Here is a 25,102-nt window from a genome sequence, read left to right as displayed (position 1 = left end):
CTGTAAACTGAATACATTGTTAGGGTTATTCTTCATATATTTTATACTCGATTAATCTTGAAGTATTTGAACTTGTTCTTGATTTGAGACCTCCTGAATATTTTCTTTTTCATTGCTTACTTGTTGTTTTTCTAAAATTTTAAAAAATGGCATATAGATAAAATAAGATAGACCAATCGAAACTACTGACCAAATTGCTGCACCAATACTACCATTTGTTGCTAAATAAGGACCAATGATTGGCGGAATAGTCCATGGGACTTGAATCACGATGCGCCCTACTAATCCCAAATTCATTAAAACATACGTACCGATACAAAGTATCATTGGTGTAGCAATAAATGGAATCAACATAAGAGGATTCATAACAATTGGTAAACCAAAAATTACAGGTTCATTGATACAGAAAATGGCGGATGGGAGTGATAACCGACCAATCGATTTATACATACGACTTTTTGACTGAATCATATTTAATACAAGTCCTAATGTCGCACCTGTTCCACCTAAGCACATAAAAACAATCCAAAAGCCATCAGCAAAAATATGAGGGGATTCAGTCCCTTGTTGGAATGCAGCGGTGTTTTCTGCTAGATAACTTAGAAAAACGGGTGTTGCGATACCAGATAAAACATTGTCTCCATGAATACCACAAACCCATAGCAGACAAACAAGTAGGGTATAAAGGAGCATGCCTGGCAATGTGCCCATACCTTGCATCAATGGCTGAAAAACAAGCGTGATCATTTCATTAATGTCAATGCCAAGTAAAGATCGGACAACCCATATAACAGATAAAACAAAAGCACCTGGTATCAACGTAGCGAATGAAATAGCAACTGTTGGTGGAACGCCTTCAGGCATTTTAATGACGATATTATGTGAAATAAACCATTTGAATGCATGCGTCACAAATATACCGACAATGATAGCTGTAAACATACCGCTTGCACCAAAATTATCTACATTAATCGACCAGTCATCATTTAATGTTGCTAACAAAAAACAAATTGTTGTTAACATTGAGTTTGATATTGCATCTACACCGAATTCTTTACCTAAATGATAGCCAATACCTATGGCTGAAATCAATCCTAGTACACCAAAGGTTACATTTACAGGTGCATTTAATTGGTCACCCCATTTTGAAATAAAGTCCATCCAAGCTTGCACTGGAAAGTTTCCGACAATTAAAAATATACTACCAACAATGGTGAATGGAATCGTCATAGAGATTCCATTTCTTATTGCAATAAGGTGTTTGCTATTTCCGATTTTCAATAGTATAGGCAATATTTTATTCTCAATGGTCTGCATGTTGTTACCTCCTTTTTATTTAACGGCTTCCTTATCAACGATTAATATAGGATTTGAATGTAGCCATATTGATGTAACTGGCCATTCTGCTGTAACTTCACCTGATAATACTTGCTGGATTGCTTGTTTCTTTTTCTTACCGCTTGCTTGAACAATCAATGTAGAAGAACTAAGCAATTGTCTAATACCTAGAGTAATTCCTTTTGTTCGATCGATCTCTTTATCAGAAAAATATTTCCCCCCTACATTTTGTGTAGTTTCATCTAAATCAACGACATGTGCATTGGCGTCAAATGATGAGTAGGGCTCATTGAAGCCTAAGTGTCCATTCACGCCCACGCCTAATAAGCTTAAAGTCAATCCACCGTGTTTCTCGACAAATTGATTGGCTAGCTTACATTCTGTGTCTAAATTCGGTGCTAAAGGATTAAATGTATGCACTTGATCTTCTCTGATACCAATCGGATCAAATAAATTCCTTTTTAAATAGGAGATACAGCTTCCCGGATTTTCAGGATTTAGTCCAACCCATTCGTCTAACTCAATAAATTTGGCCTGAGTTAAATCGATTTCTTTATTTTTTGCAGCAGTTGCTAGCAACTGCAAGGTACCCACAGGTGTATCGCCACCAGCAAAACAGTAAAGTCCATCAGGTTTTCTTTTGAACGTATCAATAATAATTTCTGCGGAAGTTTGACTCATATTCTGGTAATCATCTGTCATAAAATATTGTAATTTCATTATCGTTCTCCTTTAAAAAATTGTGGTAAGTACTCTTTGTGGGCGGCTAGTAACTCATCTAACATAGACTTAGCATCAGTGTCACTAGGTACTAGAGGGTTAATTGTCATCGCTAATAATGCCATATTGTAATCACCTGTTACTGCGGCTTGCGCTGCAGTACGCTCAAAAGATTTGATTTGTTGAACGAGTCCTTTAATCGGCACAGGTAGCTCTCCGGTTGTCAAAGGAATCGGCCCTTGACGTGTGATGACGCAATTTACCTCTACAGCTGAATGTGGATCAATGTCTGAAATGGCTCCATTATTACGTGTGTTGACTGTCTGGATATCACGCTTGTCGTTATAAATTGAGTTGATCAAGTTGCAGGCTGCTTCACTATAATAAGCTCCCCCGCGCTCAGCTAATTGAGGTGGTTTAATGGCAAGATTTTCATCTTTATAGAGTTCAAATAATTCATGTTCAATACGTTGTACTACTTCTGCACGCGTCCCTTCTTCTTCAAAAGCCCTCTTTTGATCTGCAAGCATTTTTGATGTTTGATAATAGTAGCGCAGATAGCCTATTGGAACCATACCTAGAGTACGAAAAAACTCGGGTTCCCAATCTAAATCAGCGATATTTTTTAATCCAACAGCATTCGCTACATTATTGGCCATAATATCAATTACTTTCTTCGTGACATCAACGCCTTGGTGATAAATTGTTTTTGCAAAAACCATATGATTTAATCCTGTAAATTCAACATAGATTTCTTCTTTCGGTACATTCAGCGTTTCTGCAATACCTCTTTCGATGCCGATAGGCCCATTACAAAGACCCACTACTTTTCGCATTTGAGTATGTCGTAAGACCGCTTCAGTGACCATTCCAGCTGGATTGGTAAAGTTGATCAACCAAGCATCTGGGCAAAGGCGTTCCATGTCTTTAACAATATCTAGGATGACTGGGATGGTGCGTAGCCCTTTAAATAATCCACCAGGACCATTGGTTTCTTGTCCAATCGTGTCATATTTGAGCGGAATGCGTTCATCTTTTGCACGTGCATCCAATAAGCCAACACGAAACTGTGTAGTGACAAAATCAGCATCTCTCAGAGCTTCTTCACGGTCGAATGTCAAATGGATTTTAATAGGAACATTGGCTTTTGCTACCATTCTTTTGGCTAAGGCACCTACGATCTCTAACTTTTCTCTTCCTTTTTCAATATCAACTAGCCATAACTCTGAGATAGGCAGTTCATGGTATCGATTGATGAATCCTTCGATTAATTCTGGGGTATAACTAGATCCGCCACCAATTGTTGCGATTTTTAATTGTTTCTTCATGCAAATACACTCCTTTATCTGATCTACATCGTCAGTATAATTTAATCATAACGAGATAAATAGGCTTTTTATGCAAACGGTTACAAAAGAGTGGTTGTTGACACGTGTGACAATCCTGTTACACTTTGTAACAGGAGGGATGAAAATGCTGTTTTTGGACTATCAACCTGAACTAAATGAGACGGATATAGAAATCTACAAAGTTATTTTGTCTGACCTGAACCAGATTTCTAAAATAAGTGTACGGGAACTTGCAGATAAAAGTCATACAAGTACAGCCAGTGTTTTGCGTTTTTGTAAAAAATTTCGTTGTACAGGCTTTTCTGAGTTTAAAGTATACCTAAGTGCATATGTTGATTCTTTGACCGAAGAAAAAAAAGTTAAAACATTGGATTTTGAAAGCGAGTTGCTGAATTTTTTGGCACGTACGCAAGATAAGTTTTTTGAAGAAAAAATTGATGAAGCTGTTCACCTTTTGATGGAGAAGGAACTAATTGTATTTGTCGGCGTTGGCTCATCCAATATTGTAGCTGAATATGGGGCACTTTATTTTTCTTCACTTTTCAATATGGCAATCCGAATTGAGGACCCTAGTAACTATCCCATTAATTATGTGTCAAGTGAACTAGCAAAAAAAATGTGTGTAGTTGCTTTGTCTGTTTCCGGAGAAACAACTGAGATTATTAACTATTTAAATCATTTGAACTTATCAGAGAGCTCAGTCATTGGTGTTACTAGCAGTTACAATTCAACACTTTCACGATTAGTAGATATTGCTATCACTTACAATATATCGCTCGAAAAAATAAATGAAGCTGATATTACAACACAAATTCCAGCTATGTATATTATTGAAAAGTTAGCTAAAACCGTCCGGAATAAAAAAGCAAGCACGAATGAATATGATTGTTGAATTGTAAAAGGGAATTATAATTAACTATATGTTATTGACAGTTGGATAAAAAATATCTAAGATAAATATACATTTAGTAAACAGTAAACAACGGGGTGCAACAATGGCAAGTATGAGAGATATTGCAAAGTTAGCAGGCGTTTCGGTAGCAAGTGTATCTAGAATTTTAAATAATGATGAAACTTTCAGTATAAATGAAAATACCCGTAAAAGGGTGATAGAGATAGCCAATCAATTAAATTATTCTAAAGAAAAACGTAGCTCAAATAGAAGAGACGTGGGAGATGAACATACGATCGCTATCATTACCCGACATGATATTGAATCAGAAAGAAATGATCCTTATTTTACGATGATTCGTACTGGTATAGAAAAAGAAGCTGCCAAATGGAGATTAAAAACAATTAGAGCTTTTTCGATGCGAGAGCCCAATAAAGACTTAAACCAATTAGCAAAATATGGGGCAGTGATCATTATTGGTGAAATGACGAATGAAGCGCTAACGGTAATTAGTCAATATAACTCGAATATCATTTTGGTCGATAATTACAGTAATGAATTGATTTATGATTGTATCCAAACAGATTTTGCGCAAAAAACACATCAGATACTGTCAATTTTAAAAAGTAAAGGTCATAAAAATATTGCTTTCGTTGGTGGCGTAGCAAGTCGGGTCACGATATCTGGCGAGGTTGTTTATGATGCCCATGAAATTCGTGCAGAAAATTATAAACAATGGATGATTTTAAACAAGTTAGATAAATATATAAATGTTTTTCAAGATAAATGGTCACCTGAGACTGGGCTCTCTTTCGGAAAACAAATTGCTCGAATGAAACCTAGACCCACAGCAATTGTTGTGGCAAGTGATCCAATGGCAGTCGGTATCTATAAAGCCATAAATGAAGAAGGATTATCAATACCTGAAGATATCTCAGTAGTCAGTTTTGATGATATAGAAATGGCTCAGTTTATGACGCCAACATTATCTTCTGTGAAAATGTTGGCTGAGGAAATGGGGCAAATGAGTGTTGAATTGGCGAAAAACAAGATTTTAGGTGTACGGACAATGCCTGTAAATGTGATTTGTGGAAGCGAGCTTATTTTGCGGGAATCTATTTCAAATAAAAAAGATCAGTTATAATTGATCTTTTTTATTTTTTAGGGTTGTGTAAACGTTAAGTAAACAATTATACTCATATTAGTAAACGTTTACAAATTGAATTAGAGGAGAAAGAGTATGAAATTTATTGATAAGTTAGCTGAAAAGATGGTTCCTTTTGCACAAATTATTGCCAATAATAAATATCTTTTAAGTTTAAGAGATGGGTTTATGGTCGCTTTTCCTGCAACAATGTTTGCCTCTATTATGATTATTATTCAAAATTTGCCTACTACTTTTGGACTTTCGGATAGACTTCCTGAGGGATTCATAACATTTTTGAACGACTTTTTTGGACCAATAGGCAATGCAACAATGAGTATTACTGCAATTTTTGTCGTTTTTGGGATTGGATATCAACTTGCTGGGAAGTATGGACAGGCCAAATTATTTGCAGGTGCAATATCTTTATCTTCTTTTCTAATGCTTTTGCCGTATGGCTCTTCTGATGAATTAGGAACGGTGATTCCTTTATCTAAATTAGGTGCTGAGGGTATGTTTGTTGGGATTATTACAGCGATTGTTGCTACTCAAATTTATTGTAAAATCAGTGCTGCAGGTTTCACAATCAAAATGCCAGAGTCAGTTCCTCCTATGATTGCTGAATCTTTTATTGCGATTATTCCTGGTGCTGCACCATTGTTTCTTTTTAATTTGATTAGATATTTATTCACGTTTACTTCTTGGGGAAATGCAGTTGACTTTGTTTATGAAATTTTACAAAAACCTTTGATGGGTCTAGGTGGAACTTTACCAGCGGTCCTCATTGCTGTATTATTTACGCAGTTTTTCTGGTGGTTTGGTATACATGGTACGTTGGTTGTAAATGCTGTAATCGATCCTATCATGAATGCCCTAGCAATTGAAAATTACGAAGCATATAAATCTGGAGCAGAACAATTACCGCATATCATCAATACAACATTTATGGGTGTATTTGTCAATCAGGGGATGCAATTAGGTATTTCAATTACAATGGCCTTTTTTATCGCTCGGTCTATTCGTATGAAAAAATTGATGAAGACAGTTATCGCACCATCTGTATTTAATGTTTCCGAACCAATGACATTTGGTTTACCTATCGTATTAAATCCAATTGCTTTTGTTCCTTGGATACTGGCTCCGTTGGCGAGTACAACCATTTCTTATTTTGCGATTGCAGCAGGACTTGTTCCGAGGCCGATTGGTGCTACAGTAGTTTGGACAACACCAGTATTTTTATCAGGGTGGCTTGGAACAGGATCGATTGCTGGTGCAATTTTGCAATTAGTTACTGTAGCGGTCATGACCTTGATTTGGGTACCATTTTTAATTGTCATGGACCGAGGATATTTAAAAGAAGAACAAGTCGAAACAGAACAATAGATTTTTTGGTAAAAAGACAAGGAACGACTCAAGGGGGATTGTATGAAGACAGATACATTAACATGTCGGTATCAAATGCGTGCGACACAAGAAGCGTTTCACCATGTTTTATTTAATGAGCAGAAGAAATACTTTGAAGCAAATCATGCGATAGGAAATTTTGCTGAAGGATGTCAAGTGCACATAAATATGCAGACAAAAACATCCCCTAAAGTTGTTCCAGCTGTTATAACGATAAAAAAAATCACATTGAATGAGTTTTGGACAAGTACTGCTTATGAAGAAGGCATTATTGAGCAACGATATATATACACGATGCAAAGAAACGGGAAACTATTAGTCACTTATTCAGAACAGAGCCGATTTAATAAAGCACAGTCGACATATAGCTATATGGTAGCAGCACTTGTCTATAAATTTTTTTTCAATCGTGGCGTAAAAAAAAGACTGCGCCATCTTGAATTGAATTGTACGCATGGGTAAAAGTAGAGAGAAAAACAGTAGAATTGGGGAATAAAATGATAGAGATTATTAATGAAACTATGTTCCATCTATATAATGAGAAGATAAGTTATGTGATGACAGTCTTACCCAATCAACAGTTGGGTCATGTATATTTTGGTCCTGCATTGGGAAAGATTGAATCCTTTGATCAAATATATTTGGATAAAAAAGTAAATAAATCTGCAGGTACTGTAAAGTTCTTTGACGGAAACAATTCTTTTACCTTAGCAGATCGTTATCAAGAATTACCAATCTATGGCACAACTGACTTTCGGGAAGGTGCCCTCACTATATTTGAGGAAGAAACCCCATTGTATACTGATTTTAAACTCCATTCTTTTAGGTGTTATATGGGCAAAGTGCGTAATCTAGATAAGCCAGCTAGTTTTGCAGGAGAAAATGAAAGTCAGAGCATTGAATTCGAACTTGTAGACGCTGAACGAGAACTGAAAATTGATATGACTTATACAATCTTTCGGGGATTAGGAACAATTGCTAGGAAGCAAAAAATTAGTAACATAGGTGATGAAGCAAGAAGGATTGAACGTTTCATGAGTGGGGTCCTAGAATTAAAAAATAGAGACTTTGAATGGGTTCACCTTTCTGGTGCTTGGCTAAAAGAACGGCATATCAAAGCAACTACAGTATCTCAAGGGACAATGAGCGTGGGCTCTTTAAAAGGTGCTTCTGGACATCAACACAATCCTTTTGTTGCGTTAAAAGAAAAAAGCACGTCTAATGATCATGGCTATATTTATGGCGCAAATTTGATTTATTCAGGAAACTTTTTAGCGCAAGTTGAAATGGACGAATGGAATAATCTAAGATTGATGATAGGGATGCATCCAGAGCACTTTAGTTGGAAGTTGGATCCCGGTGAAACATTTGAGTCACCAGAAAGTATATTTACTTTTAGTAATCTAGGTATGAATGGACTGATTCAAGAGTCAGCTCAATTTGTGGAAAAACATATTATTCCGCCACATTGGCAAGAAAGGGAACGTCCAATTGTTTTTAACAACTGGGAGGCAACCTATTTTGATTTCGATGAAGAAAAACTATTATCTTTGGCAAAAGAAAGCCGCTCTTTGGGTATGGAATGTTTTGTACTTGATGATGGTTGGTTTGGAAACAGAAATAGTGACCGTAGCTCGCTAGGAGACTGGACAGCTAATAACGCAAAATTTCCCAAAGGTATTGGTCATTTTGCACAGGAAATCCATGCGCTTGATTTAAAGTTAGGTATTTGGTTTGAGCCAGAAATGGTATCCCCTGATAGTAAGATGTATCAAGAACATCCAGAATGGGTAGTAAAGCATCCATACAATCGTATTTCTATCGGAAGAGGACAATATGTGTTGGATTTTGCGAATCCCATAGTTGTAGAATCTATCTTTCAAGCAATGAAAGAAATCATTCTTGAAACGAACTTAGACTATATAAAGTGGGATATGAATAGAAACATAACTGAGGCTTACTCTGCTTATTTGGCAGAAAATGGCATTGCTCAAACAGAATTTTATCATCGCTATATGTTGGGCGTATATAAACTGTATCAAAAAATCTTATCTGCATTTCCTAACATCTTGATTGAAGGATGTGCTGGTGGAGGGGGCCGTTATGATTTAGGCATTTTATTTTATAGTCCCCAAATCTGGCCAAGTGATGACAGTGATGCTGTCGAACGGCTGACCATTCAATCTGGTACATTATTGGGTTATCCAATGTCAAGTTTCAGCAATCATGTTTCTGCCAGTCCTAATCATCAAGTTGACCGCCATACATCATTAACATTTCGGCAGCATACAGCGATGTTTGGACCGTTAGGCTATGAACTGGATCTTTTCAGCCTATCAACAGAAGAGAAACAGAAAATTAAAAATCATATTGAATTCTACAAACAACATCGACAGTTACTGACTTTTGGTACCTTCTATCAATTGAATTCAGTGGAAAAACAGAATGAAGTTATCTGGGCAGTACACGACTCAGATAAGCAAGAAATATTGATTGGATTTTATAAAATATTGGCAGAGGCAAATCCTGCATCGGAAGAATTTTTTCACATTCCATTTCTTGATATGACCCGCGTGTATCAAGTCAATGGGGAGCGTATTTCTGGAAGAATACTTAAGAATCTTGGCTTACGCAAACCATACCAATTTAATGCGGTAAATCATGGAACAGCACAGATACAAGGTGATTTTCAATCTTTTATTTATCATATACAGGTCGTGGAAAATAAGGAGTAAGTCAATGGATATGGACAATCAATACTTTATGCACGGTGGGGATTATAATCCGGATCAGTGGTTATCCTACCCAGATATTTTGGAAAAAGATTTTTCATACATGAAACAAGCAAAAATCAACACAGTCACTCTAGGTGTTTTCTCTTGGAATGCCTTAGAACCCGAAGAAGGTCAGTATCAGTTCAAATGGCTAGATGAAATATTCGATCACATCCATAGTATTGGCGGGAGGGTTATTTTAGCAACGCCAAGCGGCGGGCGTCCACAATGGCTGAGCCAAAAATATCCCGAAGTGAATCGAACCAACAATCAAGGTCAAAAACATGGGCACGGATTCAGGCATAATCACTGCTATTCTTCTCCTATCTATCGAGAGAAAGTACGGGCAATCAATCAGCAATTGGCTGAGCGGTATGGGGCACATCCGGCTCTTGCGATGTGGCATATATCCAATGAATTTTCAGGTGAATGCTTTTGCAGCTATTGTCAGGAAAATTGGCGGAAATGGTTGAAAAATAAGTACAAAGATTTAGCGTCATTAAATCATGCATGGTGGATGAGCTTTTGGGGGAATAGTTACTCAGATTGGTCGCAGGTGTTACCTCCGTCTCCATTAGGGGAGCACAAAGTCCATGGGATGGATTTGGATTGGAAACGGTTTGTCACGGATATGACAATAGATTTTTATTTGCACGAGTGTGCGCCTCTTCGTGCGCAAACGCCGAATATACCAATTACGACAAATTTTATGGCAGAAGGACATGCGACCCAAGATTTTATTCCATTAGAAGGAATAAATTATGGTAAATTTGCCCAATATGTAGACATTGTGAGTTGGGACAGTTATCCTGATTGGCATAATGATTTTGAACGTATTGCAGATACTGCCATGAAATCAGCATACGTGCACGACCAGTATTGGTCATTAAAAAAAGAACCTTTTTTAATAATGGAATGTACCCCAAGTCATGTCAATTGGCACCAATTCAACAAAGCGAAAAAACCGGGCATGCATATGTTGAGTGCCATGCAGCAAATTGCGCATGGATCAGATAGTACATTGTATTTTCAATGGCGACAATCACGGGGGAATTCCGAGAAATTTCATGGTGCTGTGATCAGTCATGATGGTTCTAGCGAGAATCGAGTATTTAAAGAAGTTGCAGCTTATGGTGAAAGACTGACAAAGATCAAAGAAATCAAAGGGACTACAAGAAAAAAAGAGGTTGCTATCCTGTTTGATTGGGAAAGCAATTGGGCTTTAAATCGTGGTGGCGGTTTTGGAAGGCCAACAAGAAGGTACCCGCAAACCTTACAAGAACATTATCGATATTTTTGGGAGAATGATATCGCTTTAGATATCTTAACGCCGGATCAAGATTTCTCGAACTATACACTTGTTTTAGCGCCAATGCTCTACATGATGACACCTGACATAATGGAAAAACTAGAGAAGTATGTTGAAAATGGTGGAATGCTAGTCTCCAGTTATTTCTCTGGTATGGTTAATGAAACAGACTTATTATATCTGGGTGGGTTACCTCAAACGCTGCAAGCACTCTTTGGCATTGAGGTACTAGAATTAGATACGTTATACCCACATGAATACAATCATATCAATTACGGAAATAAAACGTATAAAACCAAAGATTATTCAGCGATCGTTAAAGTTAAAACGGCACAAGTGTTGGGAGAGTTTCAATTAGATTTTTATAGAGGCACACCAGCAATCACAAAAAATAGTTATGGAAAAGGTGCCGCTTATTATTTTTCAGCGCGTACAAGTAATGAATTTCATCATGACTTTTATGATCAGCTTGCGCAAGAATTAGAACTGAAAAAGGAGTCAATTGCTGAAGCCAATCCAGTTGTTTCTATCCAAAGTAGAAGTAGCTCGATCAGAGATTATTACTTTATCATGAATTTTTCTGAAATTGATCAGCCGCTATCCATTAGTTGTGCGCTCACAAATCTGGAGACCGACCAACTCTTACCGACATTCCTTCAGTTAAAACCGTATGAAGTAATCGTCGCTTATAAAGTAAATTGATGAAAGCAAAATAGACGTGTCTAAAAGAAAAAAACCGACAGTTGGCTATTTAGCCAATTGTCGGTTTTTTTGAAAGTAACTTCAAGTGTCTAAAAAAAAATGATGTTGAACGCCTAGGTGGTAATGGTCATATATCAACTTTAACTATTTCCTAGCTGCAACCAACAGCATCATAGGTCTGCGTAATTCATCTTTCATTTCTGGAAGATGCATCATTGTTTCCGGTGGTTGCGGCTCGATCACATCAGTGATGACCAGCCCTGCTTGCAACAAGGTATGTAAATAAGTGGTGAGGGTGCGATGGTATTTTTGCACCGGTTCACCTAAAAAGACAGTTTCTCTCACGCCTTCTTCATAATAATGGTCTACTGGAAAATGCAGTTTTTCTCCATTCAAACCATAAAACCAATCTTGATCACCTCGTGCTGTAAATACCGGATGTTCCACCGAAAAGACAAAAGTCCCATTCGGGCGTAACCAGCGGGTAATGTTTTGTACAAGTGATGAGAAATCGGCAATATAGTGAAAGGCCAGTGAGCTGATGACGCAGTCGAAGTGGTTGTCGGGATAATTGAGATCTTCCATTGCTGCACAATGATAGCTTATATGGTCATTCGCATTTTTGGCCTGCGCAACCGCCAACATTTTTTGAGATACATCGATGCCAACGACGTGACTTGCCCCGTGATCGGCTGCAAACTTGCAATGCCATCCATAGCCGCATCCAAGGTCAAGAACCTCTTTGTTTGTGAAATCGGGCAATAGCTTTTGCAATTCTGACCATTCGCCTGCACCTGCCAATCCTTGAGTGGATCGTGACATTTGGCTATATTTTTTAAAAAAATCTGGATTGTTATAATGATTCACTGTCATGTTCGATGCTCCTTTTATTATGCACGAATGATGGACACAAACGAGAAAGATACTATCAGTGTATCACAGCTGCCGACTAAAATTGAAGCTGGTCTTAGCTTCTTGTTTTAGGTTCTGCAACAGCCTGTCGACGAACGTGGCGATTTAGTTTAACTAACAAGACTAGGGTCATCAATGTAAAAACAGCTCCACCAGGACCTACATACTTTGTGCCGCTAAATTGAACGATCAAGCTGCCAGCTGCAGATCCTAAGGCAATCCCGAAATTAGCGAATATTGAATTTAGAGACGAAGCCAAAACCAATGATTGAGGGAACGATGCTTCAGCAATCTCAAGAACATGCAATTGAATGGGGGAATTGATCAAATACATCGTCAATCCCAGCAGCATAATATCGATCATTCCAAGAATCGGTATCGTCAGCAAAAATGGCAAGGCGATCAATAAAGCCAATTGGCAAAGGTAGACCTTAGGCATGAAAGACAATCCGGGGCCTTCCGCGATTTTTCCGCTTAACTGATTGCTCAACAAGGACATGAATCCATAGACCGTAAAAGCGATCGTGATCAGTGAAATACTAATGTGCAATTGTTCGGAGAACAAAGGACGGAGATAGGTATAGACGACATATACGCCGGCTAAGCTAAACATCGTGATCAAGACACTAAGCTGGATCTGGGGATGTTTGAAAATAGTGAACTGATCTGAAAAGCGGTTGTGTTCAGAACGGACTTGTTTGAAATCAGCGGGTAAGCTGAGCCAAACAAAAAGCATGGCCACAATACTGATGACAAAAATCGTATAGAAAGCCATCGGCCAACCAAATTGATGGCTGAGCCACGTACCCAGGGGCACCCCAAAGACAGAAGCCACACTAAAGCCGGAATAGACCCATGAAATCAACCACGCTCTTTTTTCTAAAGGGGCTAAATGGGTGCCGAAGGCCATTGCAACGGAAATGGCGGCACCAGAAACAATGGCTACAACGATTCTTGAAATCGATAAAATCAAATACGTTGGGGCCAATGCCGTCAATAGATTGCCGATAGTAAAAATACCAAGAAGAATCAGCAATACTCTTTTTAATGGTCTTTGACCAATCAAACTGGTGATCACGGGTGTGCTGCAGGCATAAATCAAAGCAAATATCGTGACCAAATAGCCAACGGTTGAAACTGAAACAGAAAATTCACGGGATAAATCATTTAGAATGCCCACAATGATAAATTCACTAAATCCTAAAATAAATGCAATCAATATCAATATGAAACTTTGAAATGGGAATTTTTTCAACCAACTAACCTCACTTTTTTATTATTGAATAGACCACTTGCTATAACGTGCTGAAATATCAACGAATAGCAAGCGCTCACGTAGTATACCAAAAGAGTCTTTTGGCCGTCAAACGAAGGACACATCAGTCAGAGAATCATAGGAAAGCGATTGTGCTTAAAAATAAGTGACACGAAGCAACAAATAAAAGGCTCGGGTGAAGCAATACTATTTTTCGTAGAGAGTAAGTTTGAGAGGCAGTTTCTTTGCGCGCCATTTTTTGCTTCTTTTGTCTATTCCTAGTATAATAACTTTGTTTTGCGAGGAGTATCTTGCTGACTTGAGGTCAAAGAAATGGAGCGTAGATCATGACAACAAATTTTTGGGCTGAATTACCGTCGCCCTTTTTCGTTTTGGCACCTATGGAAGACGTGACTGATGTCGTCTTTCGACATGTGGTGCAAGCAGCCGGCGCACCGGATGTGTTTTTTACCGAATTTACCAATTCAGACAGCTATTGTCATCCAGAAGGTCGCGACAGTGTACGTGGTCGGCTAGTCTTTACCGAGGATGAACAGCCGATGGTGGCACATATTTGGGGAGATAAGCCTGAATTTTTCCGTGAGATGAGTATTGGATTGGCTGAAATGGGCTTTCAGGGGATTGATATCAATATGGGGTGCCCAGTACCCAATGTTGCTGGTCGCGGCAAAGGCAGTGGATTGATTTTGCGGCCTGAAGTTGCAGCGGAATTGATTCAAGCGGCCAAAGCTGGGGGACTGCCTGTGAGCGTCAAAACGCGTTTAGGCTATACCGAGCTAGGGGAGATGGAGGCTTGGTTGACCCATGTGCTGCAACAAGACATTGCCAATTTGTCGATTCATATGCGGACCCGCAAGGAAATGAGCAAAGTTGATGCCCATTGGGAATTGATTCCCGAAGTTGTGGCATTAAGAGATAAAATCGCACCACAAACCAAGTTGACGATCAACGGCGATATTCCTGATCGCCAAACAGGTTTGGCCTTAGCTGAAAAATACGGTGTCGACGGTTTGATGATCGGCCGGGGGATTTTCAAGAACCCCTATGCCTTTGAAAAAGAACCTAAAGACCATACGTCGGAAGAGTTGTTGGGATTGCTGCACTTGCAATTAGATCTGCAAGACCATTATGCGCAAATGGTGCCTCGTTCGATCGCTGGTTTGCATCGATTTTTCAAAATTTATGTTAAAGGCTTTCCTGGTGCCAGTGAATTACGTGGAAAATTAATGAATACCAAGTCTACAGATGAAGTGCGCCAGTTATTGGCTGCTTTTGAAGCACAGCAAACGTAAACCATGAAGTATTGAGTTGTCGCTGACTCAATACTTTTTTTGTGTTCAAATCCGCTAAGAGAAGAAAATAGCTAAATGAATACGCCTTCCATGGATCGACGTATTGACAATAGATAGGTACCTATGTAAAATAGACCATGTCTTTTAAATAGGTACCTATCTAAACAGTTTCACTTTGGCATGGTGTACATAGTAAAAACAGAAAGAAAGGAGAAAATGCAATGGCTTATTCAGATGTAGCAATCGTAGAACGATTATTTGAAGTATATAAATTGAATCGACGATATGCGGAAAAGAAATATGGCAATTTTATGCCGGGACGCGGACAGTTCAATTGTTTGATTGTATTAGATGAAAAAGGCACGTTGACACAAAAGGATCTGGCGGCCTATTTGGCGATCCGTTCGACATCTACGGGAGAACTGATCAAAAAACTGGCGGAAAAAGGCTTGATCCATAAAGAAATTGATCCAAAGGACAAACGGAGTCATCTGATCTCATTGACAGAAGCTGGCAAAGCAGAGGCACAGTTGATGAAAGATAAACGCAGCAAAGCACATACCGAGATGTTGACCTATTTAACAGACGAGGAAAAACAAATTTTTGGCGAAGGTTTAGCCAAAATCGAAGCATTTTACCATGAAAAGGAGGCACACATTGATTGAGTGACCTAAATGAACCGAATGACCTAAATGAAGTAAATCATATAAACAAGCAGGCCCATGAACGAACGGAAAGGCAGCGAACGTTGATTTTCATCAATTTGATGATTACCTGTATTGCAGTATCGATGTTGGCGACAGCCCTCACAACGGCATTGCCAGCAATCGTGACCGACTTGGAGATCTCAGTGACAACAGGTCAGTGGTTAACTAGCGGCTATTCATTGGCGATGGCGATCGTGATGCCTTTGACTGCCTATTTGATGAATCGGGTACCAACGAAGAAATTATATTTATCTGCCTTAGGGATCGCGCTGGTAGGGTTGTTATTATGTGCTGGGGCACCGAACTTTTTTGTTATGATGCTTGCGCGTATCTTGCAAGCAATCGGGAATGGTATTTTGACCGCTATGGCACAAGTAATTTTGTTGACGATTTATCCAATGAATCGCATTGGCGTCGTGATGGGCTGGTATGGCTTGTCGATCACGGCAGCTCCAGTGATTGCACCAACGTTGGCGGGGCTGATCGTAGACCGGCTGAACTGGCATGCGATTTTTTATATTGTTGCGGCGATCGTTTTGCTATCATTGATTTGGGCGATTCGAGTCTTTGACGATGTCTTGCCTACAGCCAAAAGCCGATTTGATCAATTATCTTTTGTGCTGAGTGCCTTCGCTTTTGGTGGGGTGACATTAGGATTTGGCAACATCGGCAGTTATGGATTTGTGAGTGTACCTGTCTTAGGGGCACTAGGGATTGGTTTGCTGGCTGGTATTTGGTTTGTTTTCAGACAATTTCGATCAACCCAACCATTTCTTGATTTACAAGTGCTGAAAACCAAAGAATATGCAATCAGTGTCTTTGGCAGTATCTTGCTGTATTTAGTCTTGATGGGGTCAGCGATGTTGATGCCGTTATATGTACAATCGATCCTCGGCAAATCGGCGACGATATCCGGATTGGTGATTTTGCCAGGCTCTTTGGTTTCGGCCCTGCTTAGTCCGATAGCCGGCCGTATTTATGATAAAATCGGCATCCGTCTGTTAACGATTTTCGGTGGCGGTTCTCTGGTTTTAAGTAATATTGGGATGTATTTTATTCATATGGACTCAAGTATTTGGCTGGCGGTTTGTTTGAATATACTGCGGTGTGCAGCGACAGGTTGCTTGTTGATGCCCTTTGTCACATGGGGCAATAAAAACATTGCACCAGAATTGACTGCCCACGGGACAGCGTTGCTCACCTCTTTGCGAACAGTAGCTGGTGCGATCGGTACGGCACTTTTTGTTGGCATTATGAATAGCGTTGCCCAAAAAAGCACCACTTTGTCAGGGGCTGCGGCTTTGCTTCATGGGATGAATGTATCTTTTCTACTGATGACGATCGCATCGGGTCTGCTGTTTGCGACCGGTTTGTTTTTGATTCGAGACAAACAGGCTGCTACGCCTGTCTGGGTCGAAGGGGCAGAAGAACCAATTGAATAAGGGCAGCGCTGCTGTGAAAAAGACGAAGAAAACGATTGTTTTGTTCGTCTTTTTTCATGAAAGGGATATGAAAAATCAGAATTTTCGCTATAATAAGGTAACTTATAAAAAGAGGAGGCGTATTTTTCTCCTGATCGAGTGGTTGTCGGTCCTCAGAAAAATCAATCGATACATGAAAAATAAAGGGATTTATTATGGGTTGTCAGCATATGTATTGTGGGGATTGATCACCCTGTACTGGAAAATGATCGTTGGGGTATCACCTTTAGCCACGATGTGCTATCGGATTTTATGGTCGTTTATTTTTATGATTCTATTTATTCTTGTATCTGGCAAATGGACACAATTTATCCAGGAACTAAAGTTATTGTGGAAAAACAAAGCTTTTGCGGGATTGATCGCATTGGCCTCTGTGCTGATTTCGATCAATTGGTTTACGTTTATTTTCGCTGTAAGTGCAGGACATGTGATGCAAGCGAGTTTGGGTTATTATATCAATCCGTTGGTCAATGTCTTGTTGGCAACGCTGTTTTTGAAAGAACGATTGAGTCGTTCAGGCCTTATTGCCTGTCTATTGGCCAGTATCGGGGTAATCATGCTTTCGATCCAAACCGGCAGTGTGCCGTACGCTTCATTGATCATGGCCTTTTCTTTTAGTACCTATGGCTTGATCAAACGTCGTATCCCGATTAGTTCTGTCACCGGATTAACAGTCGAGACCGGCATCATTTTGCCCTTTGCGCTGATTTATATTTTCGCTTTTTCTAGTGTTGGGTTCATGGATTATCCATTACAAACCAATCTCTTGTTGGCGGGGGCTGGAATCGTTACAGCGATCCCTTTGCTGCTCTTTGCCGAAGCCGCGAAAAGTATTTCGTATATCACATTAGGGTTTATCCAATATATCAATCCGACGATCATGCTGTTACTGGCAGTCTTTTTGTTCCACGAAACGTATACAGTGGCGCAGTTCTCTGCCTTTGCTTTTATTTGGTTAGGGATTGCCGTCTTTACATACGGCACACTGGGCAACGCCATCAAAGCACGTCGGATGCAAGGGTTAAAATAATCGGTCAGTATATGGAATGAAGAAAAGTAGAGGCGAGGGGATCAATCCTCGTTTCTTTTTTAATTAAAAAACATAATGATACATAAAAAAGATTATTTTTTTAAGGGAATTGGTCTACTTGGATAACACAGCTGTGGCAGTTGAAAGAAATCCTTTTTGAAAAGGGTTGCATCTGTTAAATGAGTATGTTATTATTCTCTCAGTTGCAAGGATTGTTACTGTTCGGCAGGCAAAACCAGAATTGACCGTAGTGTATTGATGGGGAGATTCTAGGTTTTTTTATTTTGGAGTGAGGGATAGCGATGATTATTGGAAAAATTTTGAATAATAATGTCGTGATCTCGACCAATGATGCCGGTCAGGAAGTCATCTATATGGGACGAGGAATCGCTTTTAAGAAAAAAGTGGGCGACCCAGTTGATGCGGCTTTTGTGGAAAAAGAATTTGTCTTAAAAGATGCATTGACAGCCAATCAGTTTCAACAATTATTTTCTGATATCCCAGTGGAAGAGGTCGAAGCTGTCAAGCAGATTGTTGACGATGCAGAAACGATCTTAGGGGTTGAATTATCCCCCAATATTTATCTGACTTTGACCGATCATATGCACTATGCCTTGATTCGCGCACGAGAAGGCATCGAGATTCCCAATCCGCTCTTGTTCGAGACACGCAAGTTTTATCCTAAGGAATATGGCGTTGCCACAAAAGCGATCGACTATTTCGAGGATGTATTTGGGGTCAGATTACCGGATACTGAGAAAGGATTTATTGCCTTTCATATCGTCAATAGCGAGCAAGCCAATGGGACAATGGAAACCACGATGCAAGCTGTTGAGATCGTTCGTGATGTGTTGGCGATCATTAGTCGCTTTTATGGACGTGTCTTTAATCCGGACTCGTTGAATTATCAGCGAATCACCACGCACCTGCAGTATTTCGCACAGCGTTATTTAAGTGATGCACTATCTAGCGAGAAAGATGAATTTTTATTTGCACTTGTGCAATCAAAGTACCCAAAAGCATTTCAAACGGTACAACGAATCAATGAGTATTTGATCAAGACCTACGATAAATCGATTGGTGAATCAGAAATGATTTATTTGACGATCCATATCGAACGGGTGGTCAATGATCAAAAGTAATAGACATTCAATCGTTCAAGGATTGTTACTGTTCGGCAGGCAAGACCCAGATTGAAAAGACAACAGTCAGCATGGTTTGATTTGCTGATGGTCGTTTTTTCAATCTGGGTTTTTTTATATCAAAAAAAGGAGTGTTGTAAAATGAGTACAAACAAAGAAATCGCGGAACGTGTCTTAACGGCCGTTGGCGGCAAAGAAAATGTCAATAGTGTGGTCCATTGCGCCACCCGCTTGCGATTCAAACTGAAAGATGAGCAAAAAGCGGACACAGCGGCTTTGAATCAAGATGATGATGTGATTCAAGTGGTTCAAAGCGGCGGGCAATATCAAGTCGTGATCGGCAGCCATGTCAGTGATGTCTATCGTGAACTAAATGGTGTAGCCAATTTCGATGGTACTGCTGAAGACACTGGTGAAAAAGGGAATATCTTCAATCAATTGATCGACATTATTTCGTCCATTTTTACACCGTTTTTAGGTGCGATGGCCGGTGCAGGGGTCTTGAAAGGGTTCTTGACTTTGGCGCTGACCTTGAATTGGCTGACAGCAGAATCTGGCGTGTATACAGTTTTATATGCCATTGCAGATGGTTTGTTCACTTATTTGCCTGTAATGTTGGCCTTTACAGCGGCTAAAAAGTTTAAAACCAATGAATTCTTAGCTGTTTCTTTGGGCATGGCATTGGTTCATCCCAGCATCACGGCATTAGCTGGCCAAACGCTGCACTTTTTTGGGATCCCAGTGATCATCGGGGCAAGTGCCTATACGTCATCGGTCATTCCAATCATTTTGGCAGTCTTTCTACAAAGTTATGTCGAACGTTTCTTTAAAAAAGTTATTCCGAGTTTCTTGCAAATCATTTGTGTGCCGTTAGCGGTATTTCTGATTATGGCACCATTGACCTTTATTGTTGTTGGCCCATTAGGAACGATTCTTGGGAATCTGCTAGGAAGCGCTTATGGCAGTATTTATGACTTCAGTCCGCTTGTCGCTGGCGCAGTTATGGGTGGATTATGGCAAGTATTCGTGATGTTCGGTATGCATTGGGGCTTTGTACCGATCATGTTGTTGAATCTAAGTCAAAATGGTGTCGATACGATGGTTCCTATGTTGTTGCCAGCCGTTGTCGCTCAAGGTGGTGCCGCATTGGCAGTCTTCTTTATCACAAAAAATGTAAAGTTAAAAGGTTTAGCTTTGTCGTCAACGATCACAGCATTCTTCGGGATTACCGAACCGACTGTTTATGGGGTCACATTGCCATTGAAAAAACCATTTATCGCTGCTTGTATCAGTGGTGCGATCGGTGGCGCATTTATAGGGTTTAGTCATGTTGAAAACTTTACCTTTGGTTTAGTGAGTGTCCTGAGCTTACCTTCATTTATCCCTCAAGATACCAAAGATCTTAGTGGGTTGATTGCAGCATCGATTGGTACGGCAATTGCCTTTGTTGCCGCCTTTGTCTTGACCTTCGTCTTGCGTTTTGAAGACAAACCCGACACAGCAGCTGCTAAAGAAACGAATGGACCAGCAGCGCCAGTGACTACTAGTGGTACGGAACGAATCATTTTGAGCAGTCCGTTAGAAGGCAAAATTCTTCCATTATCTGAAGTTAAAGATCAAGTTTTCTCTTCAGGCGCATTAGGAAAAGGGATCGCGATCGAACCTGTTGTTGGTGCATTGTATGCCCCGGCAGACGGTACGATCACGACATTATTTCCTACCGGTCATGCTGTTGGCTTAACGACAACAGAAGGTGCAGAGATTTTAATGCATATTGGGATGGATACAGTTGAATTAGAGGGCAAAGGCTTTGAAACCTTCGTTAAACAAGATGATCAAGTCAAACGTGGAGACTTGCTGGTCAAATTTGATTTAGATGTAATCAAAAATGCGGGCTTCTCAACGGTCACCCCTATCGTTGTCACCAACACACCAAATTATTTAGATGTGCTGGATATGAATCAAAGCGATGTCTTGCAAGGGGAAGATTTCTTGGCAATCGTGAAATAAATAAACGAAATGACCACAAGCAGCGGGGATTCTTCCGCTGTTTGTGGTCATTTTTCTTGAGAGAATGGAAAGTAAAATCAAGCTTCTTCCTGTAGCAAACCGTCCTTCATCCGATACGTTCGATCGCTCCATTGCGTCATCCGCGGATCATGTGTGACCATGATGATCGCTTTTTGTTTGTCATGCGCCTCTTTGGCCAATAACTGAACAACTTCAAAGGCATGATCAGAGTCTAAACTGGCGGTCGGCTCATCAGCTAAGATGATGGCAGGATCATTGAACAATGCGCGGGCAATTGCCACGCGTTGGCGTTCACCACCAGAAAGTTCTTTGGGAAACTTGTCTTTCAAATCAAAAATATCCAGCGATTGCAGCAGTTCTTCTGCTTTGGCTTGTTCATGCCGCTTGTTCAACTTGTCAACGAGGGTAAATTGTTCTTGAACAGTTAAAAAGGGAACTAAGTTTGCGCTTTGCAAGATAAAGCCAATTTCGTCAAAACGGGCTTTGGCCCGTTCTTTTCCTGTTAAGTGAGTAAAGGGACGAGTGCCAATCGTGATCGTCCCTTCTGTAGGGGTTTGTAAGCCACCGGCAATCGTTAAAAAGGTGCTTTTTCCTGATCCAGAAGGGCCGATGATACTGATAAATTCACCAGCTGCTACGTTAAAATCGATGCCTTTCAAGGCAGTGACTTCTGTATGGCCACTGCCAAATCGTTTGATGATACCTTCCATAGATAAAACTGTTGCCATCTTATTCGCCTCCTATCGCGGTAATGGGATCAACTTTGGTCACGGTACGAATGGAGAATAGTCCGCCGACCATAGAAACGACGATCAAAATCACACCATACAATGACCATTGGATCAAATCAACTGTGAAGGGCATCGCTGCGGGTAATACAAGGCTTGTCAAAAAACTCAAAAGATAAGCCAAAGTGACACCGACAATACTCACGATCAAAGATTGACCGACAATTGAACGGACCAAATAGCTCGTTGCTACCCCTTGGGCTTTTAGTATTCCAAAGAGGCTGGTTTTTTGCAAAGTCATCACATATAAAAAGATACCAACAACTGCTGCTACAACAATAAATAAGAAGTAAACCATGGCATTCAGTGTGAGTTTTTCTGCAGCATACCCAGGTAAATTTTGAATGAAGTCATCCATGGACAACGTCGTTAATTTGGTTGTTTCATCTTTATTGTCCAAAGAAACTACGGAAGCTGCCGATTTTGTGGCAATCAGAGTGATCGGTTTCTGGCTATCGTCAGTATAGGCTTGCTGGCCATATCTTAGCTGCGCATAGGCATCTAGATCAAGGTAGAGTACTGGAACCACACTATATGTCGTAGCTTTAGTGACACCAACGATCGTGAAGGTCGTGTCGTCACTGCCTAAAGTGATTTGATCCCCCAGCTGATAATCATCATCCAATAAATTCTCAGAAACGATCACTTCGTTTGTTGCTTGATATAGCCGGCCATCAATGACCTTTGGGACAACAAAACTATCTGCTGCTGCACCAAAAATAGAAAGGTTGGTTTTTTCATCCGTGCCTGCATGGGCAATCGCAGCAGCAGTCAGGCCGACAGCTGCTTTTTCTTTCGCGCTTATCCGATCGAGATCTCCTTGTGTGAGGATAGAGGCGCTGGCTACTTTGTTGCTATCTTCTGAAAGAATGATCGAAGAAGCCCCCCAATCACTGACTGCTTTTTTGTGACCATCTGACAACCCGTTAGCGAGCCCTGACAACATGAAGACAACATAAGCGACTAAGAGCATGATGCCAATGATCAAGCTATACCGTAACTTGGCATAGCGGATTTCTTTCCACGCTAAATACATAATGCATTTCCCCTTTCGAAAAACATCATACACCCTCGGTGACATTTTGTCACCGTTTTTGTTTGCTTTTTTTATGCTATAATTTAAAAAAACGAAAGAGGAGGGCAATTGTATGCCAAAAGCGACCTTCAATCATTTGCCTGCAGAAAAAAAAGCGTTTGTGCGCGGGGTGTTATTGCACATTTTTGCCAAACAACCTTTGAGCCAAGTGAAAGTCAGTGAGATCGTTCATGATCTGCAAATGTCTAGAGGCATCTTTTATAAATATTTTGACGATTTAAATGATGCGTATGATTATCTGATCAAAGATGCTGCCAATAAAATCCATGGTCGGATTTTGCAGCAGATTGCCCGACATCATGATGATTTTTTTGCAGGATTGGCTGTTTTTTTGACTGAGGCATTGGCATATGATCCTGCTTCTGATGGGTATAAAGAATTAAAGCTGTTGACACAAAATAGTTATTTGTTTTCTTATCGAAGTGCAGATCCGCATGGCGCAGAGGCGTGGCAAAAAATTTTGACCGCCAATCATTTCAATATCAAAGGGGAAGCAGAAGCCATGAGTTTTTTGTATTTTTCTATGAAATTGGTGATCGACAGCTTGACGGATGCCTATGCCAATGAATGGACAGCGGAAACACTGCTCCAAGACTTTGATTTTAAAGTCAGTTGGTTAAAACGGGGCATCCAATCCTAAAGCATCCGACTTCGCCAAAGATCTGCGTCCCTTTTATTTCACAAGCATATCGTAAGCTTCAGGAGCGAATATTCGTTATAATAAAGCTTTGTGCAGTATGACTAAAGGAGATGGATCCGTGGAAAAGAAGCGCGGGGTATTATTGATCAATTTAGGGACACCAGATAGTCCTGATCCGCAAGATGTAAAAAAATATTTGAAACCTTTTTTATCAGATAAACGTATTATCAAAATGCCAAGTGTTATTTGGCAACCGATTTTGAATAGCTTTATTTTAACGACACGACCTAAAAAATCAGCGGCTTTGTATGCACAAATTTTTGAAGATGGTGTTTCGCCTTTGCTGAAATATGCACGTGCGCAAGAGGCAAATCTACAGCAGTTATTACCAGATACGAAAGTCGGTATCGCTATGTCTTATAGTTCACCTGCGATCCCAGATGCCATCGAGGAGATGTTGACTGCTGGTGTGACTGATCTAACGGTCATTCCGTTATACCCGCAATATTCGGGAACAACGGTAGGCTCCGTTTTTGACGACGTCATGGGTTTCTTTCGTCGTTCTGACAACATCATCGATCTTCGTTTTATCCGCTCGTTTTATGATCATCCTGGATATATTGCTTATTATGCTGACAAGATCAAGCAGGCATTGGCTGCACATACAGTGGATGCAGTAGTGTTTTCTTATCATGGTATTCCGGCATCCTATGTGAAAGATGGCGATCGATATCCTGAAGAGTGTACAGCCACCACACGTTTGATCATGGAAAAAATGGGAATAGATGTGCCGCACTTTCAAACGTTTCAATCTAAATTTGGTCCCAATGAATGGCTCACTCCAGCGACAGACGCGACATTAAAGACTTTACCTGGACAAGGAATCAAAAAAATCTTGATCGTTGCACCAGGATTTGTGGCGGATTGTTTAGAAACGATCGAAGAATTGGAACAAGAAAACAAAGGATATTTTTTGGCATCCGGCGGAACCGACTATCATTACGTGCGCCCTTTTAATGAGGAGCAGGCGCTATCAGAGATCTTTGTCGATTTGCTGAAGAAATAGGAAGACATT

At 40.0% G+C, this 25,102-nt stretch carries 21 protein-coding genes; 14 read left to right on the top strand and 7 right to left on the bottom strand.

Annotation, left to right across the window (positions count from 1 at the left end; translation table 11 throughout):
- Nucleotides 1-51: 51 nt before the first annotated feature.
- Genes AEQ18_RS05045 through AEQ18_RS05035 form a run of 3 tightly spaced genes read right to left on the bottom strand, consistent with a single transcriptional unit; the run spans nt 52 to nt 3,386 of the window.
- Nucleotides 52-1,317 (bottom strand): PTS sugar transporter subunit IIC, encoded by a 1,266-nt coding sequence (locus tag AEQ18_RS05045; RefSeq protein ID WP_054115268.1) that lies wholly within the window; start codon nt 1,315-1,317, stop codon nt 52-54.
- A gap of 15 nt (nt 1,318-1,332) precedes the next feature.
- Nucleotides 1,333-2,058, bottom strand: a complete 726-nt coding sequence (locus AEQ18_RS05040) for a glucosamine-6-phosphate deaminase (protein ID WP_054115267.1) — start codon at nt 2,056-2,058, stop codon at nt 1,333-1,335.
- Nucleotides 2,058-3,386: a 6-phospho-beta-glucosidase gene (locus AEQ18_RS05035; protein ID WP_054115266.1), complete on the bottom strand. Its 1,329-nt coding sequence runs from the start codon at nt 3,384-3,386 to the stop codon at nt 2,058-2,060. The genes AEQ18_RS05040 and AEQ18_RS05035 overlap by 1 nt, the downstream gene beginning before the upstream one ends.
- Before the next feature lie 145 nt (nt 3,387-3,531).
- Here AEQ18_RS05035 and AEQ18_RS05030 point away from each other — a divergent pair, with 145 nt between their 5' ends.
- The 6 genes from AEQ18_RS05030 to AEQ18_RS05005 all read left to right on the top strand — a co-directional run bounded on the left by AEQ18_RS05030 (nt 3,532) and on the right by AEQ18_RS05005 (nt 11,632).
- Nucleotides 3,532-4,299 (top strand): MurR/RpiR family transcriptional regulator, encoded by a 768-nt coding sequence (locus AEQ18_RS05030; protein ID WP_054115265.1) that lies wholly within the window; start codon nt 3,532-3,534, stop codon nt 4,297-4,299.
- Between the two features lie 103 nt (nt 4,300-4,402).
- Entirely contained in the window at nt 4,403-5,443 is a 1,041-nt protein-coding gene (locus tag AEQ18_RS05025; protein WP_054115264.1) for a LacI family DNA-binding transcriptional regulator, read from the top strand.
- Nucleotides 5,444-5,539: 96 nt separating this feature from the next.
- Nucleotides 5,540-6,826: a PTS sugar transporter subunit IIC gene (locus tag AEQ18_RS05020; protein ID WP_054115263.1), complete on the top strand. Its 1,287-nt coding sequence runs from the start codon at nt 5,540-5,542 to the stop codon at nt 6,824-6,826.
- A 42-nt stretch (nt 6,827-6,868) separates the two neighbouring features.
- Nucleotides 6,869-7,309, top strand: a complete 441-nt coding sequence (locus AEQ18_RS05015) for a hypothetical protein (RefSeq protein WP_054115262.1) — start codon at nt 6,869-6,871, stop codon at nt 7,307-7,309.
- A gap of 35 nt (nt 7,310-7,344) precedes the next feature.
- Nucleotides 7,345-9,582: an alpha-galactosidase gene (locus AEQ18_RS05010; protein WP_054115261.1), complete on the top strand. Its 2,238-nt coding sequence runs from the start codon at nt 7,345-7,347 to the stop codon at nt 9,580-9,582.
- 4 nt (nt 9,583-9,586) lie between these two features.
- Nucleotides 9,587-11,632: a beta-galactosidase gene (locus AEQ18_RS05005; protein ID WP_054115260.1), complete on the top strand. Its 2,046-nt coding sequence runs from the start codon at nt 9,587-9,589 to the stop codon at nt 11,630-11,632.
- Between the two features lie 144 nt (nt 11,633-11,776).
- On the opposite strand, the gene AEQ18_RS05000 is transcribed toward AEQ18_RS05005, so the two are convergent.
- Nucleotides 11,777-12,505: a class I SAM-dependent methyltransferase gene (locus tag AEQ18_RS05000; RefSeq protein WP_054115259.1), complete on the bottom strand. Its 729-nt coding sequence runs from the start codon at nt 12,503-12,505 to the stop codon at nt 11,777-11,779.
- Between the two features lie 94 nt (nt 12,506-12,599).
- Nucleotides 12,600-13,799, bottom strand: a complete 1,200-nt coding sequence (locus tag AEQ18_RS04995; RefSeq protein ID WP_054115258.1) for an MFS transporter — start codon at nt 13,797-13,799, stop codon at nt 12,600-12,602.
- A 347-nt stretch (nt 13,800-14,146) separates the two neighbouring features.
- Here AEQ18_RS04995 and AEQ18_RS04990 point away from each other — a divergent pair, with 347 nt between their 5' ends.
- The 6 genes from AEQ18_RS04990 (at nt 14,147) to AEQ18_RS04965 (ending at nt 21,482) form a co-directional block, all read left to right on the top strand.
- Nucleotides 14,147-15,112: a tRNA dihydrouridine synthase gene (locus tag AEQ18_RS04990; RefSeq protein ID WP_054115257.1), complete on the top strand. Its 966-nt coding sequence runs from the start codon at nt 14,147-14,149 to the stop codon at nt 15,110-15,112.
- A 221-nt stretch (nt 15,113-15,333) separates the two neighbouring features.
- The gene (locus tag AEQ18_RS04985; protein ID WP_054115256.1) at nt 15,334-15,777 is read left to right on the top strand and encodes a MarR family winged helix-turn-helix transcriptional regulator; all 444 of its coding nucleotides are present in this window, start codon (nt 15,334-15,336) and stop codon (nt 15,775-15,777) included.
- A gap of 83 nt (nt 15,778-15,860) precedes the next feature.
- Entirely contained in the window at nt 15,861-17,261 is a 1,401-nt protein-coding gene (locus AEQ18_RS04980) for an MDR family MFS transporter (RefSeq protein ID WP_326930185.1), read from the top strand.
- 172 nt (nt 17,262-17,433) lie between these two features.
- Nucleotides 17,434-18,330 carry an EamA family transporter RarD gene (gene rarD / locus AEQ18_RS04975; RefSeq protein ID WP_054115324.1) on the top strand — a complete coding sequence of 299 codons (897 nt, stop codon included), beginning with the start codon at nt 17,434-17,436 and terminating at the stop codon, nt 18,328-18,330.
- Nucleotides 18,331-18,632: 302 nt separating this feature from the next.
- On the top strand, nt 18,633-19,472 hold the full coding sequence (gene licT, locus AEQ18_RS04970; protein WP_054115255.1) for a BglG family transcription antiterminator LicT: 840 nt from the start codon (nt 18,633-18,635) through the stop codon (nt 19,470-19,472).
- A gap of 141 nt (nt 19,473-19,613) precedes the next feature.
- Entirely contained in the window at nt 19,614-21,482 is a 1,869-nt protein-coding gene (locus AEQ18_RS04965) for a beta-glucoside-specific PTS transporter subunit IIABC (RefSeq protein ID WP_054115254.1), read from the top strand.
- A gap of 77 nt (nt 21,483-21,559) precedes the next feature.
- Here AEQ18_RS04965 and AEQ18_RS04960 read toward each other — a convergent pair whose 3' ends face one another.
- Nucleotides 21,560-22,231, bottom strand: coding sequence for an ABC transporter ATP-binding protein (locus AEQ18_RS04960; protein ID WP_054115253.1), 672 nt, complete (start codon nt 22,229-22,231; stop codon nt 21,560-21,562).
- Between the two features lies 1 nt (nt 22,232).
- Nucleotides 22,233-23,327 (bottom strand): ABC transporter permease, encoded by a 1,095-nt coding sequence (locus tag AEQ18_RS04955; RefSeq protein WP_054115252.1) that lies wholly within the window; start codon nt 23,325-23,327, stop codon nt 22,233-22,235.
- Between the two features lie 112 nt (nt 23,328-23,439).
- On the opposite strand from AEQ18_RS04955, the gene AEQ18_RS04950 reads away from it, so the two are divergent.
- Both AEQ18_RS04950 and hemH read left to right on the top strand, forming a co-directional pair.
- Nucleotides 23,440-24,027, top strand: a complete 588-nt coding sequence (locus tag AEQ18_RS04950; protein ID WP_054115251.1) for a TetR/AcrR family transcriptional regulator — start codon at nt 23,440-23,442, stop codon at nt 24,025-24,027.
- 118 nt (nt 24,028-24,145) lie between these two features.
- Nucleotides 24,146-25,093, top strand: coding sequence for a ferrochelatase (hemH, locus tag AEQ18_RS04945; RefSeq protein WP_235505488.1), 948 nt, complete (start codon nt 24,146-24,148; stop codon nt 25,091-25,093).
- Nucleotides 25,094-25,102 lie beyond the last annotated feature (9 nt).

Source organism: Enterococcus sp. RIT-PI-f, assembly GCF_001297065.1.
Lineage (GTDB): Bacteria > Bacillota > Bacilli > Lactobacillales > Enterococcaceae > Enterococcus_D.
Note: the sequence above shows the minus strand (reverse complement) of the source record. Positions and strands in the feature narration are given on the sequence as shown.

What these genes read in the sequence shown, in the direction of transcription:
- AEQ18_RS05005 (WP_054115260.1), top strand. Translation starts at nt 9,587, where the DNA reads ATGGATATGGACAATCAATACTTTATGCACGGTGGGGATTATAATCCG.
- AEQ18_RS05030 (WP_054115265.1), top strand. Translation starts at nt 3,532, where the DNA reads ATGCTGTTTTTGGACTATCAACCTGAACTAAATGAGACGGATATAGAA.
- rarD (WP_054115324.1), top strand. Translation starts at nt 17,434, where the DNA reads ATGAAAAATAAAGGGATTTATTATGGGTTGTCAGCATATGTATTGTGG.
- AEQ18_RS04950 (WP_054115251.1), top strand. Translation starts at nt 23,440, where the DNA reads ATGCCAAAAGCGACCTTCAATCATTTGCCTGCAGAAAAAAAAGCGTTT.
- AEQ18_RS05000 (WP_054115259.1), bottom strand. Translation starts at nt 12,505, where the DNA reads ATGACAGTGAATCATTATAACAATCCAGATTTTTTTAAAAAATATAGC.
- AEQ18_RS05010 (WP_054115261.1), top strand. Translation starts at nt 7,345, where the DNA reads ATGATAGAGATTATTAATGAAACTATGTTCCATCTATATAATGAGAAG.
- AEQ18_RS05035 (WP_054115266.1), bottom strand. Translation starts at nt 3,386, where the DNA reads ATGAAGAAACAATTAAAAATCGCAACAATTGGTGGCGGATCTAGTTAT.
- AEQ18_RS05045 (WP_054115268.1), bottom strand. Translation starts at nt 1,317, where the DNA reads ATGCAGACCATTGAGAATAAAATATTGCCTATACTATTGAAAATCGGA.
- licT (WP_054115255.1), top strand. Translation starts at nt 18,633, where the DNA reads ATGATTATTGGAAAAATTTTGAATAATAATGTCGTGATCTCGACCAAT.
- AEQ18_RS04955 (WP_054115252.1), bottom strand. Translation starts at nt 23,327, where the DNA reads ATGTATTTAGCGTGGAAAGAAATCCGCTATGCCAAGTTACGGTATAGC.
- AEQ18_RS05025 (WP_054115264.1), top strand. Translation starts at nt 4,403, where the DNA reads ATGGCAAGTATGAGAGATATTGCAAAGTTAGCAGGCGTTTCGGTAGCA.
- AEQ18_RS05040 (WP_054115267.1), bottom strand. Translation starts at nt 2,058, where the DNA reads ATGAAATTACAATATTTTATGACAGATGATTACCAGAATATGAGTCAA.
- AEQ18_RS04960 (WP_054115253.1), bottom strand. Translation starts at nt 22,231, where the DNA reads ATGGCAACAGTTTTATCTATGGAAGGTATCATCAAACGATTTGGCAGT.
- AEQ18_RS04990 (WP_054115257.1), top strand. Translation starts at nt 14,147, where the DNA reads ATGACAACAAATTTTTGGGCTGAATTACCGTCGCCCTTTTTCGTTTTG.
- AEQ18_RS04965 (WP_054115254.1), top strand. Translation starts at nt 19,614, where the DNA reads ATGAGTACAAACAAAGAAATCGCGGAACGTGTCTTAACGGCCGTTGGC.
- AEQ18_RS04985 (WP_054115256.1), top strand. Translation starts at nt 15,334, where the DNA reads ATGGCTTATTCAGATGTAGCAATCGTAGAACGATTATTTGAAGTATAT.
- AEQ18_RS05015 (WP_054115262.1), top strand. Translation starts at nt 6,869, where the DNA reads ATGAAGACAGATACATTAACATGTCGGTATCAAATGCGTGCGACACAA.
- AEQ18_RS05020 (WP_054115263.1), top strand. Translation starts at nt 5,540, where the DNA reads ATGAAATTTATTGATAAGTTAGCTGAAAAGATGGTTCCTTTTGCACAA.